The following is a 14495-nucleotide window of genomic DNA, read 5'->3' as shown; positions in this document are numbered from 1 at the left end:
AGGTCTGTGCCCGGGCCGGGAGGACAGCTGTCCGAAACGCTGTCCAGTATCTGAGACCGGCGTCTCGTCCGACGTTGACATCGCCGATGCGGTCCCGCATATTTCTCGGCATGTCACGCAGCCTTGTCACTTCCGAATGCGCCGCCATCGTGCTGGTGCTCATCGGCGTGACCGGGCACAGCGTCGCCGACATTCACTGTTGCTGACACCTGCCTGAGCGCGCGTCGGCCCTCTTCTCCGAGCCCTGGTCTCGGTCCGAACGACCCTTCCCGACTGTCGCGCCCCGGCGTTCTCACGTCCGCAGGCGCGGCAGTTTCGGTGTTCCGGTCCCCTTTTCGCTTTCCGGCCGGTCGTTCCACCCCACCCTCGCTGCAGCCTGCACGGACCCACCATCCGATTTTCACCGCAAGCAGCACTCCGAGAGGTCATCTTCCGATGCGTCAACCGTCCGTCATATCGCGCCGCGTGGCAGCGGCCGTCGTGGTTCTCGTCGTGGGTTCGGGCGCCGCCGCGTGCGGGCCCCAGGACAGCAAGGGCGGCGACGCCGGCTCCGGCGCAGCGGGCAAGCCCGCCAAGGGCGGCACGCTCACCGTCCTCAACAGGGCCACGCAGGAGGACTTCGACCCCGCACGGCTCTACACCTCCGGCGGCGGCAACGTCCCGTCCCTGGTCTTCCGTACGCTGACCACCCGCAACCGGGAGGCCGGCGCGGCCGGCGCGAAGGTCGTCCCCGACCTGGCGACCGACCTGGGCACACCCAGCAAGAACGCCACCGTCTGGACGTACACGCTCAAGGACGGCCTGAAGTACGAGGACGGCACCGCGATCACGAGCGCCGACATCAAGTACGGCATCGAGCGCTCCTTCGCCGCCGAGCTCTCCGGCGGTGCGCCCTATCTGCGCGACTGGCTGATCGGCGGCGCCGACTACCGGGGTCCGTACAAGGACAAGAAGGGCCTCGCCTCGATCGAGACGCCCGACGCGAAGACGATCGTCTTCCACCTCAACAAGCCGGAGGGCGAGTTCCCCTACCTGGCGACGCAGACCCAGACGACCCCCGTACCGAAGGCCAAGGACACCGGCACGAAGTACGAGAACCACCCCATCTCCTCGGGTCCGTACAAGGTCGTCAAGAACGAGGGCGACGGCGAGCGCCTCGTCCTGGAACGCAACAAGTTCTGGTCGGCCGCGACCGACGAGGAGCGCAAGGCGTACCCGGACCGGATCGACGTGCGCTCCGGGCTCGACTCGGCCGTCATCAACCAGCGGCTGTCCGCCTCCCGCGGCGCCGACGCCGCCGCAGTCACCACCGACACCAACCTCGGCCCCGCCGAGCTCGCCAAGGTCACCGGCGACAAGAAGCTCGCCGCCCGTGTCGGCACCGGCCACTTCGGCTACACGAACTACATCGCCTTCAACCCGAAGGTGAAGCCGTTCGACGACCCGAAGGTGCGCCAGGCGATCTCGTACGCCGTCGACCGCACCTCGGTCGTCAACGCGGACGGCGGTTCCTCGCTCGCCGAGCCCGCCACCACCTTCCTGCCGGAGCAGGCCTCCTTCGGCTACAACGCGTACGACGCCTTCCCGGCCGGCAGGACGGGCGACGCGGCCAAGGCCAAGGAGCTGCTGAAGGAGGCCGGTTACGCCAAGGGCCTGACCATCACCCTCACGCACTCCAACGACAAGAACTTCGCCACCAGCCCGGAGATCGCCACCGCGATCCAGGAGGCGCTGAAGAAGGCCGGGATCACGGTCAAGCTCCAGGGCCTGGAGTCCAACGCGTACTCGGACAAGATCTACAACGTGAAGAGCGAGCCCGGCTTCTTCCTCACCGGCTGGGGCGCCGACTGGCCGTCCGGCGGTCCGTTCCTCGCACCGATCTTCGACGGACGCCAGATCGTCAAGGACGGCTACAACTTCAACGCCTCCCAGCTCGACGACGCCTCCGTCAACAAGGAGATCGACGAGATCAACAAGCTGACCGACCTGAGTGCGGCCGCGAAGCGCTGGGGCGCACTCGACAAGAAGATCGGTGAGCAGGCGGTGACCGTGCCGCTGTTCCACCCCGTCTACAAGCGCCTGTACGGCGAGTCCATCAAGAACGTCGTCATCAGCGACTGGACCGGTGTACTCGACATCTCGCAGGTCGCGGTCAAGTAACCATGGCTGAAGCTCTGCTGGTCAAGGAGGCGGGGGCCGTGCAGGCCCCCGCCTCCGGGGCCTCCTCGTTCTGGCGGCGGCTGCGCGCACGGCGCTCCGCCGCCGTGGCGGCCGTGATCGTCGCCCTGCTGGTCCTGGTCGCGCTCGCCGCCCCACTGCTGGCGGGCATCGAGGGCCAGGACCCCACCACCTACCACGCGAACCTCGTCGACTCCGCGACCGGCGGTGTACCGCTGGGCTCGTTCGGCGGGATCAGCGCCGACCACTGGCTCGGCGTCGAACCGCTCACCGGCCGCGATCTCTTCGCCCGCGTCGTGTACGGGGCCCGGGTCTCGCTCGGCGTCGCGCTGGCCGCGACCCTGCTCCAGGTGATCATCGGCGTGGTCGTCGGGCTGGCTGCCGGACTCGGCAACCGCTTCGTCGACCAGGCGCTCAGTCGTGTCACCGATGTCGTCGTCGCCCTGCCCGTCATGGTGATCGCGCTCGGCGCGCTCGCCGTCGTCCCCGCCGACTTCCCGCGTCCGGTGCTGATCGCCGCGATCGTCGGCCTGGTCGGCTGGTCCGGCATCTCCAAGATCGTGCGCGCCCAGACCCTCGCGCTGAAGTCGCTCGACCACGTGGCGGCCGCCCGGCTCAGCGGCTGGGGCGGTTGGCGGATCGCCCGGCGTGAGCTGCTGCCCGCGCTCGCCGCACCCGTCATCACCTACGCCGTGCTGCTCTTCCCCGGCAACATCGTCGTCGAAGCGGCGCTGTCCTTCCTCGGCGTCGGCATCAAACCACCCACGCCGTCCTGGGGGCAGATGCTCAGCGACGCCGACACCTGGTACCAGGCGGCGCCCACCTATCTGCTGATCCCCGCCCTGCTGATCTTCATCACCGTGCTGGCGCTGACCGTCCTCGGTGAAGGCGTACGCAACGCGCTCGACCCGCGCGTCGCCTCCCGGCTGCGGATCGGCACCGGACGCAAGAAGGAGGCCGGAGCATGAGCCGGTTCCTGCTGCGGCGCATCGGCGGGGCGCTCTTCGTGCTCCTCGCCCTCAGCGTCGTCGTCTACGCCGCCTTCTACGTCGCCCCGGGCAACGTCGCACAGATCGCCTGCGGTCCGCGCTGCTCGCCCGCCCAGGTGGCACAGGTCAGCGACCAACTGCGGCTCGGCGACCCGCTGTACCTGCAGTACGCGCACTTCCTCCAGGGGATCTTCGCCGGCCGCGACTACTCGACCGGCACCGGAATCCTGCACTGCCAGGCACCTTGCCTCGGACGCTCCTACCAGAACGACGAGCAGGTCACCCGGATGATCCTCACCAAGCTCCCGGCCACCGCCTCGCTCGCCATCGGCGCCTTCGTGCTGTGGATCGTGCTCGGCGTCGGCACCGGGCTGCTCTCGGTCTGGCGGCGCGGCCGCGCGACCGAGCGGCTTCTCACCGGACTGACCCTGGCCGGCATGGCCACGCCCGTCTTCGTGGTCGGCCTGCTGCTGATCATCGTCTTCTGCTCGGCGCTGCAGCTGCTGCCGTTCCCCGACTACGTACCGCTCACCGAGAACCCGGAACAGTGGGCCTGGAACCTGCTGCTGCCCTGGGTGTCACTGGCCCTGGTCTCCGCCGCTCCGTACGCCCGGATGACCCGGGCGTCGATGCTGGAGACCCTCGCCGAGGACCATGTGCGCACCTTCCGGGCGTACGGGGTGAGCGAGCGGAAGCTCGTCGGGCGGCACGCGCTGCGCGGCGCGCTCGGCCCCGTGATCGCGCTCGGCGCACTGGACATCGGCTCGATGTTCGGCGGCGCCGTCCTCACCGAGTCGCTCTTCAACATCCCCGGCGTCGGACGCGAACTCGTCGACGCCGTGAAGAACGTCGACCTGCCGGTCGTCGTCGGCCTGGTGCTCGTCACCGGCTTCTTCGTCGTCCTTGCCAATGCCGTCGCGGACATCCTGCAGGCGATGGCCGACCGTCGGGTGGTGCTGGCATGAGTCTGGTCGAGGTCTCCGATCTGACCATCTCCTTCGACGGCGCGGACGGTGCAAGGGCCGTGGACGGCCTGTCCTTCACGCTGGAGGAGGGCGGCGCGCTCGGTGTCGTCGGCGAGTCCGGCTCCGGCAAGAGCGCGTCGGCGTACGCGCTGCTCGGGCTGCACCGGGGGACAGGCGCCACGGTAGGCGGCTCGATCCGGGTCGCCGGCGTGGACGTACAGGCGGCGGCGGACGCGGAACTGCGGGCGCTGCGCGGGGCGAAGGCCGCGATGGTCTTCCAGGACCCGCTGTCCTCGCTGGACCCGTACTACGCGGTCGGTGACCAGATCGCCGAGGTGTACCGGGTCCACACGCGCGCCTCCGGGCGGGCGGCGCGGGCGCGGGCCGTCGACGTGCTCGACCGGGTCGGGATCCCCGACGCGGCGCGGCGGTCGCGGTCCCGGCCGCACGAGTTCTCCGGCGGGATGCGGCAGCGCGCGCTGATCGCGATGGCGCTGGCCTGCGAGCCGCGGCTGCTGATCGCCGACGAACCGACGACCGCGCTGGACGTCACCGTCCAGGCCCAGATCCTGGACCTGCTGCACTCGCTGCGCCGGGAGACCGGCATGGGGCTCCTGCTGGTCACCCACGATGTGGGCGTCGCGGCGGAGAGCGTCGACGAGGTACTGGTCATGCAGTCGGGCCGGGAGGTGGAGCGCGGCCCGGTCGCCGAGGTGCTCGGCGCGCCCCGGCAGCCGTACACGCGTGAACTGCTGGCCGCCGTACCGCGGGTGGACGCGAAGCGCCCGGAGGCGGTGCCGGTTCCGGCGGCTCGCGTCGCGGACGCCGGCGAGCCGGGGCCCGACGGCGCCGTGTCCCGCGTCACGCAGGCGGGCGAGCCGCTGCTCGAGGCCATCGACCTGCGCCGCGAATTCGGACGGGGCCGCAGCCGGATCACCGCCGTGGACGGGGTATCGCTCACCGTCCACCCCGGCGAGACACTCGGCATCGTCGGCGAGAGCGGCAGCGGCAAGACGACGCTCGGCCGGATGCTCGTCCGCCTCCTCGACCCGACCGCGGGCCGGCTCCACTACCGGGGCACGGAGATCGGATCGCTGTCGGACAAGGCGCTGCGCCCGCACCGGCGCGAGCTCCAGATGGTCTTCCAGGACCCTGTCGCCTCGCTCAACCCGCGCCGCTCGATCGGTGAATCCGTCGCCGATCCGCTGCGCGCGGCGGGCGCACTCGACGACACCCGGATCCGGGCCCGCGTCCAGGAACTGCTGGAACGCGTCGGCCTCGACCCCGACCGGTACGACCGGTACCCGCACGAGTTCAGCGGGGGACAGCGCCAGCGCGTCGGCATCGCCCGCGCGCTCGCCGCCGATCCCAAGCTGATCGTCTGCGACGAACCGGTCTCCGCGCTCGACGTCACCACCCAGGCCCAGGTCACCGCACTCCTCGCCGAGCTCCAGCGCGAACTCGGCCTCGGACTGGTCTTCATCGCCCATGACCTCGCGGTCGTTCGGCAGGTCAGCGACCGGGTCGCGGTGATGCGGCAGGGCAGGATCGTCGAACAGGGCAGTGTCGACGAGGTGTACGGGGCGCCCCAGGATCCGTACACCAGGCAGCTGCTGGCCGCCGTGCCCGCCCTCGATCCGGCGCTCGCGGCGGTGCGCCGCACAGCCCGCAAGGAGCTGGCCGCAGCCTGACCCTGCGTAACCGATCTGCCTCATAGCGCGACGGAACGCTACCGGGGCGGGAAAGTTACGACGGTTCACCCCTTTCGGTGGCGCGATGGACAACCGTCCGTCGCGCCACCGGCGTATCCGCTTACGGTCGTCCCGCTGCGAGTCGCCAATTCAACGGCGGCCGCCCACAAGGGAGATCGGGGGTGTGCTCGTGCGGATCGGACTCCTCACCGACGGTGGTTATCCGTATGCGACCGGTGAGTCCAGACTCTGGTGCGACCGTCTGGTGCGCGGACTGACGCACGAGTTCGATCTCTACGCGCTCAGCCGCTCCGCCGAGCAGGAGGCGCAGGGCTGGGTACAGCTCCCGCCCCAGGTCAGCCGGGTGCGGACGGCGCCGCTGTGGATGACCGACGAGGAGACCCTGGGCGGCCACGCCCCCAAGGGGCTGCTCGCCCGGCTGCTGACCGGCGGGGGCGGGCGGTCGTACGGACGTCGCGAACGGCGTCGCTTCACAGCGCACTTCACGGCGCTCGCGACATCCATCTGTACGACGGAGGTGACGCGCGACGAAGCGGACGGCGTACGTCGTACGGGTGCCTGCGACACCGCCGACGCGCAGTTCACGGACGGGCTGTACGGACTCGCCGAACTGGCCCGCGAACACGGCGGACTACCCGCGGCGCTCCGCTCCGAAACCGCCGTCCGCGTGCTCGAAGCCGCTTGTCGCGCCCCCGGCACCGGCCGCACCGTCCAGACCGCGACCGTCCCCGACCTCCTCGCCTTCGCCGCGGAGCTGGACCGCGTCCTGCGTCCGCTCTCCCTCGACTGGTACGACGAGGAGAGCCTCGGCACGGTCGACCTCTGCCACGCCACGTCCGGCGGAGCCGCCGCTCTGCCGGGGCTGCTGGCCAAACGCTTCTTCGGGGTGCCGCTGCTGGTCACCGAGCACGGTGTGCAGCTGCGGGCGCACTACCTCGCGGCGACCGGCACGCCACTCAGTGCGCCGGTACGCGCCCTCCTCGCCAACTTCCTCGGACGGCTCGCCACCGAGGTGTACCGGCAGGCCGCGCTCATCACCCCGGGCAATACGCACGCCCGCCGCTGGCAGGAGCGGTGCGGGGCCGACCGGGCCAAGGTGCGCACCGTCTACCCCGGCATGGAGGCGGCCCGCTTCGCCGCGCTCGGGGAGAGCGGCGACGACGGTGGACCCGACACGCTGGTCTGGGTCGGCAGGATCGAACCCTCCAAGGACCTGATCGCGCTGCTGCACGCATTCGCCGAGGTGCGGAAGGCCGAACCGGACGCGCGGCTGCGCATCATCGGCGCACCGGCACCGTGCGCGGAAGGTGCCGCATACCTCGCCCAATGCCGGGCGCTTGCCGCCCAGCTCTTTCCCGACGAGGCCGCCGACGCGCACGCCATCGGTGACAACCCGGTCTCCTTCGAGGACATCGGTGACGCCGAACTGCCCGACCTGGCGGAGGCGTATGCGGCCGGCGGGATCGTGGTCCTCTCCAGCGTCGTCGAAGGCTTCCCGATCAGCCTGGTCGAGGCGATGTTCTGCGGACGTGCCACGGTGTCGACGGACGTCGGCGCCGTGGTCGAAGTCATCGGCGGTACGGGGCTGGTGGTGCCCCCGCGCAACCCCCGGGCGCTCGCCGACGCCTGCATCACGCTGCTGCGCGACCCCGAGCGCCGTGCGCGCCTCGGCGCGGCGGCCCGCGCCCGTGCGCTCGAGCTCTTCACCGTCGAACAGAACCTCGCGGCATTTCGCGGCATTTACCTGGAGCTGATCTCGCACTCCCCGGTGCGCAGAGACACGCATGCGCTGAACGCGGACGGTGCCCCACGCCCGTTCGCGACACCGCCGGAGGCCCATGTGCTGGGCGGCTGGTCGGCCCCCGTTCCGCTCACGGCCGGGCGCACCCCGAGCTGGGCCGCCGAGGGCGTGTGCGCGGGCGCGCGGCGAACGGGGGACGGCGATGTGTGAGCGAGAGACGGACACGAGGGCGGGCCGGCGGGACGCACCCGCCGGCCGGTCCCACGGACTTGGCGAAGAACACGGAGGAACCCCCATGGGCGGCCGCCCGACCGAGGCACCTGGTGCCTCGGGCACACCGATGCCCGACGCGAGCTGGGACTCCCGCTCGGAGGCACCGGTCTCCGAGACACGGGTCGCGGAGATCTCCGCACCGGCTTGGGGCCTGCCCGCATCCGGGCCGGGGCGGGCACCGGTGCTGCCGGGCCTCACCGGGAAGGGTCGCACGCCGGTGCTGCCCGGTCTCACCGGAAAGGGGTGGCCGGCGTCGGTCATGGGGCATTTCATGAGGCGGGACGGGAGCTCCGACCGGGGCGAAGGCCCACACGCCCCGGAGACGGACCCGGCCACGCCAAAGGCGCCGGACGCGGCCGGAGGCCCGGAAGCGGACCAGCCGCCGACCGCGGAGCCGGATCCCGCCGCAGACCTGCACGGGGCCCCGGCCCTGGATCGGGCCCCCGACCCGCACCGACCCCTGCCCACCGGCCCGGTCCACCCGCCGAAGGAGAGCGTCGCCCGGCACCGCCGCGCCACCGAGGAGCCGGAGGGGGCCGGAGCCAAGGCCGCGGCCGACGCCGCCCCCATCGCCCGCGCACCCGAGATCGCACACACCCCCGCCGTCTCCGCGCGCAAACCCAGCGCGGCCCGGCGCGGGCCCATCGACCCCGTGAAGACGCTCATGCACCGGCACCGCGAGCTCTGCGAACGCGCCGTCGACCCCCTGGAGATCGCCGCCGGGCTCGAAGCCCACGGGGTCACCGACCGTACCGCCGCCCGCTACCGGCACCGTGACGTCTTCTCGCTGGCCGAGGAGCTCTACGCGCGCGTGCCCGCCGTCGCGGGCGAGCCCGGTCGCGCGACGCCCGCGCCGATGCGTGACATCGAGACACGCGCCGCCTGGTCGCTCCGCGCGCTGCTGCCCGGCGCCGCCTGCACCGCGACCGCTGTCGTCCTGAAGCTCACCGACGGGGTGCTCGGTGGCGGGGGGCGGCTCACCGTGGCCCTCATCGGGGCGCTGGTCGCGCTCCTCGGCCTCGGTCTGTGCCTGCGGAGCGGCCCCCTGCACGCAGCCGACGGACGCTCGTCGGCTGCCGCCGGAGCCTACGGGTACTGGCTTCTCGGGTACGTCCTGTACGGCGAAGCCCTGATCGACCAGGTCCTCAGCGGTGGCCCCGAAGGGCCCTGGGCCATCACCCCCGCACCCCTCCTGGGGCTCGCGCTCGCCGTCGCCCCGGCGGCCTGGTGCGCGCACCTCTTCTCCGTGCACGCACAGCGCAAACTCGCCGGCAGCCGCGCGCTGGAGGAGTTCGCAGCAGGTGTGCGTCCCCTGCTCTTCGGGACCGTCGCGCTCTTCCTGTGCGTCCTCACCGGGCTGCTCCACCTCGCCGACCTCGGATACGGAGGCGGTGGCGACCCCGTCGCGGCCGCCGCCGTCGGCGTCCTGCTCCTGCTGTCCCGGCTGCTGACCGTCCACGGCTTCCCCGAGCCCGCCACCACCGGACTCGCCGCAGCCTGCGCCGTCGAAGCGGTCGCGCCCGCCCTGGTCCTGGCCGGGCGGCTGCCCGGCCTGCACTTCGTCGCCCAGCCCGTCTACACCGTCGTAGCGGCGGCCGGCACCGGAGCCGTACCCGCCATCGCCTGCGGCGCAGCCGCGCTCGGGCTGCTGATCCACGCCACCGTCGCTCTCTCCAGGGCCTCCGCCCACACCCGCGCGTAAGCCCCGTACGACCCCGCACTAACCCCGCGGAGCCGACGCCGCGGGTGCCTGTCCCGTAACGCTCGCAACCTCCCCAAGGAGACACCGGACATGACCCCCCAATCCCCCGCACCGGCAGCCCGCCGTCGGCACGAAGGGGGCACACGATGAGGGTTCTGCTGCTCGGAGCCAATGGATTCCTCGGCCGGTTCGTGGCCGACCGTCTGCTCGCCGACCCCGCCGTGCACCTGACCGCGCTCGGCCGCGGCGACGACGCCGACGTACGGTTCGACCTGGCCGGTGGCAGCCCAGGAGCACTCACCCGCTTCCTGGACGCCGTCCACCCCGGGGTCGTCGTCAACTGCGCGGGCGCCACCCGCGGCGGCGCCCGTGATCTGACCCGGCACAACACTGTCGCCGTCGCCACCGTCTGCGAGGCGATGCGCCGCAGCGGCTGCAGCGCCCGTCTCGTCCAGGTCGGCTGCTCCTCGGAGTACGGGCCCTCGCAGCCCGGCTCCTCGACGGCGGAGGACGCCGTGCCGCGCCCCGGCGGCCCGTACGGCGTCTCCAAGCTCGCCGCCACCGAACTCGTCCTCGGCTCAGGCCTCGACGCGGTCGTGCTGCGGGTCTTCTCGCCGGTCGGCCCCGGCACCCCGGCCGGCTCACCGCTGGGCCGGCTCGCCGAGGCGATGCGCCGTGCCATGCAGTCGGGCGACGGCGAGCTGAAACTCAGTGGCCTCGGTGTGCAGCGCGACTTCGTCGACGTACGGGATGTCGCCCGCGCCGTGCACGCCGCGTCGCTCTCCGCCGCGCAGGGCGTCATCAACATCGGTACCGGCCGGGCCGTGCGGCTGCGCGACGCGGCCGCCGTGCTCGCCAAGGTCGCGGGTTACCCGGGCGCTCTGCACGAGCTCGACACCCCTCCCGCCCGGCTCCCCATCGGCGCCCCGCGTACCCCGGCCGAGTCCGTCATCGAACACCTCTCGGCGACCCCGTCCCCGTACCCGGACGGCTGCGGGGCCTGGCAGCAGGCGGACGTCCGCACCGCTCGCGACCGGCTCGGCTGGCGGCCCCGGATCAATCTGGAGGAGTCCCTCGCCGACATCTGGATGGAGGCGGCATGCCGCATCTGACCAGCGCCGGTACCGCCCGCCGGACCAGTGGCGCCGAGCAGCTCGGCTTCGGCGTCCCGGGGTACGCGCACCCGCTGCTCGCGCCCACCGAGTGGGCCGAGCTGACCCGCTCCGGCACCCCGCTGCACTGGGCGGTCCTCAACATCGACAACGGCCCCGGCGCCCGGCCCGACCCGCACTGTCTGGAGGCCGCGGGCCGGCTCCGCAACGCCCGCGAACGGGCCGTGCACGACAGGGCTGCGCAGGACGCCGTCCGGGCGAGCGGCGGCCTGCTGCTGGGCCATCTCGATCTGACCTTCGGCAACCGGCCGTTCGGCGAGCTGATCGCCGACGCGCAGTCCTACCTCGACTGGTACCGTGTCGACGGCTTCTACCTCGACCGGTGTCCGGCCGAGCGCGCCGACCTTCCGGCGGTCCGCCGCCTCACCAGCACCCTCGCCGCGCTCCTGGAGGAGCGCGAGGAAGGCAAGGACAGCGGGGACGAAGAGGCCGGCAGCGGGCTGCTGGTGCTGGGGCACGGCACCCACCCGTATCCCGGCTACGCCGAGACGGCCGACCAGCTGGTCACCTTCTCCGGGCCGTGGACCGACTACCGCTGGTCGCAGGTGGCGGAGTGGACCGCGGACTACCCGCCGGAACGTTTCGCGCACTTCGTGCACGGCGTCCCGCGCACCCACCTCGACGAGGCGATGCGGATCGCCCGCTGGCAGGGGGCCGGGACGATCTTCTTCACCGACCGCACGATCCGCACCGATCATGGTGGACAAATCGACCCATTCGCGGCGCTGCCCGGGTACTGGGACGAAATCGTCTCGCGGATCGGACCTGGTATCTCGGAATGAGGAGTGGCGTGGCAGTGTTACGGGAGAACAACCGTACGTAGATGAAGTACGTAGAAACCGACCACCTGCATTGTTGAGGTTCCTGTGTCGCTGCCACCCCTGGTCGAGCCAGCTGCTGAGCTCACCGTCGACGAGGTCCGCAGGTACTCCCGCCACCTGATCATCCCGGATGTCGGGATGGACGGACAGAAGCGGCTGAAGAACGCGAAGGTGCTCTGTGTGGGCGCCGGCGGTCTCGGCTCGCCGGCCCTGATGTACCTGGCCGCGGCCGGTGTCGGCACGCTCGGCATCGTGGAGTTCGACGAGGTCGACGAGTCGAACCTGCAGCGCCAGATCATCCACAGCCAGGCCGACATCGGCCGTTCCAAGGCCCAGTCCGCCAAGGACTCGGTCCTGGGCATCAACCCGTATGTGAACGTCGTCCTTCACGAAGAGCGGCTCGAAGCCGAGAACGTGATGGAGATCTTCGCCCAGTACGACCTGATCGTGGACGGCACGGACAACTTCGCCACCCGCTATCTCGTCAACGACGCCGCGGTGCTGCTGAACAAGCCGTACGTGTGGGGTTCGATCTACCGCTTCGACGGCCAGGCGTCCGTCTTCTGGTCGGAGCACGGTCCCTGCTACCGCTGCCTCTACCCGGAGCCGCCGCCCCCCGGCATGGTCCCGTCCTGCGCCGAGGGCGGCGTGCTGGGCGTGCTCTGCGCATCCGTCGGCTCCATCCAGGTCAACGAGGCCATCAAGCTGCTCGCCGGCATCGGTGACCCGCTGGTCGGCCGGCTGATGATCTACGACGCGCTGGAGATGCAGTACCGCCAGGTCAAGGTCCGCAAGGACCCCGACTGCGCGGTCTGCGGCGAGAACCCGACTGTCACCGAGCTCATCGACTACGAGGCCTTCTGCGGTGTCGTGTCCGAGGAGGCCCAGGAGGCGGCGCTCGGCTCCACGATCACTCCGAAGCAGCTCAAGGAGTGGATCGACGCCGACGAGAAGATCGAGATCATCGACGTCCGCGAGCCCAACGAGTACGAGATCGTCTCGATCCCCGGCGCGAAGCTGATCCCGAAGAACGAGTTCCTGATGGGCAGCGCCCTGCAGGACCTCCCGCAGGACAAGCGCATCGTCCTGCACTGCAAGACCGGTGTCCGCAGCGCCGAGGTCCTCGCGGTCCTCAAGTCGGCGGGCTTCGCCGACGCGGTGCACGTCGGCGGCGGCGTGATCGGCTGGGTCAACCAGATCGAGCCCGAGAAGCCGGTGTACTGAGCCGCTGTGCCGAGCCTCCGTAAGGGGGCTGAAAGCTTCGAAGGGGCCGGTCCGCACTGCGCGGGCCGGCCCCTTCGGCGTATCCGTCGACCTGTTCTACGAGCAGGTCCTGCCGTTGGCCGGCACCTTCCCGTCCAGGAAGTACGCGTCCACGGTCGACGTCACACACGCGCTCTCGCCGTATGCGCCGTGTCCCTCGCCCTTGTTGGTGAGCATGATGCCGACGCCTTTGCCCAGCTCGTCCGCCATCTTCTGGGCACCCTCGTAGGGCGTCGCCGGGTCACCGGTCGTCCCGACGACCAGGATCGGACCGGCGCCCGGGGCACTCGCCTCCGGGGTGTCGTGCTCACCCTTCACCGGCCAGTCGGCACACCAGCCGGCCGTGTCCCACGCCAGGAACGGGCCGAAGACCGGGGACAGCTTCCGGAACTCGGGCAGCAGCGCCTTCGCGTCGTCCGCCGTCGGCCGGAGCTTGCTGTCCGCGCAGGAGATGGCGCGCTGCGAGTGGCTCTGGGTGTCGTAGTGCCCGTTCGCGTCACGGCCGTTGTAGGAGTCGGCGAGCCGGAGGAGAAGATTGCCGGTGCCCTGGTTCTCGGCCTCGTCCAGCGCCTGCGTCAGAACGGGCCAACTGCTCTTGGAGTAGAGCGGCGTCACGATGCCGGTGATCGCCAGCGTCTCGTTGAGCTTGCGGCCCGAGCCGGTCGGCAGCGGCTTCCCGTCGATCCGCTCCAGCAGCCGGGCGATGCGCCGGGTGCCCGCCTTCGGGTCCTGGCCACGGTCCTTGAGGTAGTTCTCCAGCGCCCGCTGGAAGCCGGTCGCCTGGTTGCGGGCGTGCCCGATCGTGTCGGCGGTCGGGTCGACGACCGCGTCGAGGACCGTGCGCCCCACGTTCTTCGGGTACAGATGCGCGTACGTACCGCCGAGCTCCGTGCCGTACGAGATGCCGAAGTACGTGAGCTTCTTGTCGCCGAGCACCTCGCGGATCAGATCCATGTCCCGCGCGGCGTTCGTCGTACCGACGTACGGGAGGACCTTGCCCGAGCTGCGCTCGCAGCCGGCACCGAAGGCCGCGCCGTCCTTCATGAACGCCGCCTCCTCGGCGGCCGTGTCCGGAGTCAGGTCGATCTTCCGGTTGGCGTCCTCCTGCTCCCGGTCGGTGCGGCACTTCACCCCGGAGCTCTGCGCGACCCCGCGCGGATCGAAACTCACCAGGTCGTAGCGGGTGTTGAGCTTTCCGTACGATCCGGCGGCGCGCGGCAGTATCGAGACGCCCGAGCCACCGGGGCCGCCGAAGTTGAACAGCATCGTGCCGAGCCGACGGCCCTTGTCCCGGGCCTCCTTGCGGATCAGCGCGATCCCGATCGTGTCGCCGGCCGGCTCGGCGTAGTTCAACGGCACCTTGACCGTCGCACACCTCCAGCCGGACGCCGGTGCGCTCTCGCCCCCGACTGCCTTGCACCGGTTCCAGACCGGACGCTGGGAGGTCAGGGCCGCGGGCAGAGCGGGCAGCGCACCCGGCTTCCCGTCCGATCCGTCGGACGCGGCACCGGACGCCCCGGACGAGGGGGCCGCACTGCGGCCCGCCTTGCCGTCCGCCTTCGCGTCCGCGCCCCCGTCACAGCCCGCGAGCACCCCCGTCAGCAGCAGTGCGGCAGCGGCCAGCGCCCCGGCGCGAGCATGGTGAACCACCTGTACGTCCCTCCCCGTCGTGCCTGTAC

General features: G+C 71.4%; 11 protein-coding genes. 10 read left to right on the top strand and 1 reads right to left on the bottom strand.

Translation table 11 applies throughout. The annotated features are described in order from the left end of the window. The first annotated feature begins 110 nt into the window (after positions 1-110). The 10 genes from ACFYP5_RS01650 to moeZ all read left to right on the top strand — a co-directional run bounded on the left by ACFYP5_RS01650 (position 111) and on the right by moeZ (position 12777). Positions 111-206, top strand: coding sequence for an Ms4533A family Cys-rich leader peptide (locus ACFYP5_RS01650; protein ID WP_389029126.1), 96 nt, complete (start codon positions 111-113; stop codon positions 204-206). 229 nt (positions 207-435) lie between these two features. Next, positions 436-2160, top strand: coding sequence for an ABC transporter substrate-binding protein (locus ACFYP5_RS01645; RefSeq protein ID WP_389029123.1), 1725 nt, complete (start codon positions 436-438; stop codon positions 2158-2160). A gap of 2 nt (positions 2161-2162) precedes the next feature. Further along, positions 2163-3146: an ABC transporter permease gene (locus tag ACFYP5_RS01640; protein WP_389029120.1), complete on the top strand. Its 984-nt coding sequence runs from the start codon at positions 2163-2165 to the stop codon at positions 3144-3146. Then, complete coding sequence (locus ACFYP5_RS01635) at positions 3143-4132, top strand: ABC transporter permease (RefSeq protein ID WP_389029117.1); 990 nt, start codon at positions 3143-3145, stop codon at positions 4130-4132. The genes ACFYP5_RS01640 and ACFYP5_RS01635 overlap by 4 nt, the downstream gene beginning before the upstream one ends. Continuing rightward, positions 4129-5823, top strand: a complete 1695-nt coding sequence (locus tag ACFYP5_RS01630) for a dipeptide ABC transporter ATP-binding protein (protein WP_389029114.1) — start codon at positions 4129-4131, stop codon at positions 5821-5823. Before ACFYP5_RS01635 ends, ACFYP5_RS01630 begins: the two co-directional genes overlap by 4 nt. A gap of 190 nt (positions 5824-6013) precedes the next feature. After that, positions 6014-7795 (top strand): glycosyltransferase, encoded by a 1782-nt coding sequence (locus ACFYP5_RS01625; RefSeq protein WP_389030685.1) that lies wholly within the window; start codon positions 6014-6016, stop codon positions 7793-7795. 85 nt (positions 7796-7880) lie between these two features. Continuing rightward, a complete protein-coding gene (locus tag ACFYP5_RS01620; protein WP_389029111.1) occupies positions 7881-9560 on the top strand; it encodes a hypothetical protein in 1680 nt (559 codons plus the stop codon). Between the two features lie 146 nt (positions 9561-9706). After that, the gene (locus ACFYP5_RS01615) at positions 9707-10672 is read left to right on the top strand and encodes an NAD-dependent epimerase/dehydratase family protein (protein WP_389029108.1); all 966 of its coding nucleotides are present in this window, start codon (positions 9707-9709) and stop codon (positions 10670-10672) included. Beyond that, positions 10660-11514: a spherulation-specific family 4 protein gene (locus tag ACFYP5_RS01610; RefSeq protein WP_389029105.1), complete on the top strand. Its 855-nt coding sequence runs from the start codon at positions 10660-10662 to the stop codon at positions 11512-11514. The genes ACFYP5_RS01615 and ACFYP5_RS01610 overlap by 13 nt, the downstream gene beginning before the upstream one ends. Before the next feature lie 84 nt (positions 11515-11598). Next, positions 11599-12777, top strand: a complete 1179-nt coding sequence (gene moeZ, locus ACFYP5_RS01605; protein ID WP_389029103.1) for an adenylyltransferase/sulfurtransferase MoeZ — start codon at positions 11599-11601, stop codon at positions 12775-12777. 96 nt (positions 12778-12873) lie between these two features. Here moeZ and ACFYP5_RS01600 read toward each other — a convergent pair whose 3' ends face one another. Beyond that, a complete protein-coding gene (locus ACFYP5_RS01600; RefSeq protein WP_389029100.1) occupies positions 12874-14466 on the bottom strand; it encodes an alpha/beta hydrolase in 1593 nt (530 codons plus the stop codon). Positions 14467-14495: the final 29 nt, after the last annotated feature.

This window comes from Streptomyces sp. NPDC005262 (assembly GCF_042872425.1).
Lineage (GTDB): Bacteria > Actinomycetota > Actinomycetes > Streptomycetales > Streptomycetaceae > Streptomyces.
The sequence above is the reverse complement of the archived record's forward strand: the minus strand, read 5'-3'. Positions and strand labels throughout refer to the sequence as shown.

Excerpts from the sequence above, each read along its gene's own strand:
- ACFYP5_RS01650 (WP_389029126.1), top strand. The coding sequence starts at position 111 with ATGTCACGCAGCCTTGTCACTTCCGAATGCGCCGCCATCGTGCTGGTG.
- ACFYP5_RS01635 (WP_389029117.1), top strand. The coding sequence starts at position 3,143 with ATGAGCCGGTTCCTGCTGCGGCGCATCGGCGGGGCGCTCTTCGTGCTC.
- ACFYP5_RS01645 (WP_389029123.1), top strand. The coding sequence starts at position 436 with ATGCGTCAACCGTCCGTCATATCGCGCCGCGTGGCAGCGGCCGTCGTG.
- ACFYP5_RS01615 (WP_389029108.1), top strand. The coding sequence starts at position 9,707 with ATGAGGGTTCTGCTGCTCGGAGCCAATGGATTCCTCGGCCGGTTCGTG.
- ACFYP5_RS01620 (WP_389029111.1), top strand. The coding sequence starts at position 7,881 with ATGGGCGGCCGCCCGACCGAGGCACCTGGTGCCTCGGGCACACCGATG.
- ACFYP5_RS01630 (WP_389029114.1), top strand. The coding sequence starts at position 4,129 with ATGAGTCTGGTCGAGGTCTCCGATCTGACCATCTCCTTCGACGGCGCG.
- ACFYP5_RS01640 (WP_389029120.1), top strand. The coding sequence starts at position 2,163 with ATGGCTGAAGCTCTGCTGGTCAAGGAGGCGGGGGCCGTGCAGGCCCCC.
- ACFYP5_RS01610 (WP_389029105.1), top strand. The coding sequence starts at position 10,660 with ATGCCGCATCTGACCAGCGCCGGTACCGCCCGCCGGACCAGTGGCGCC.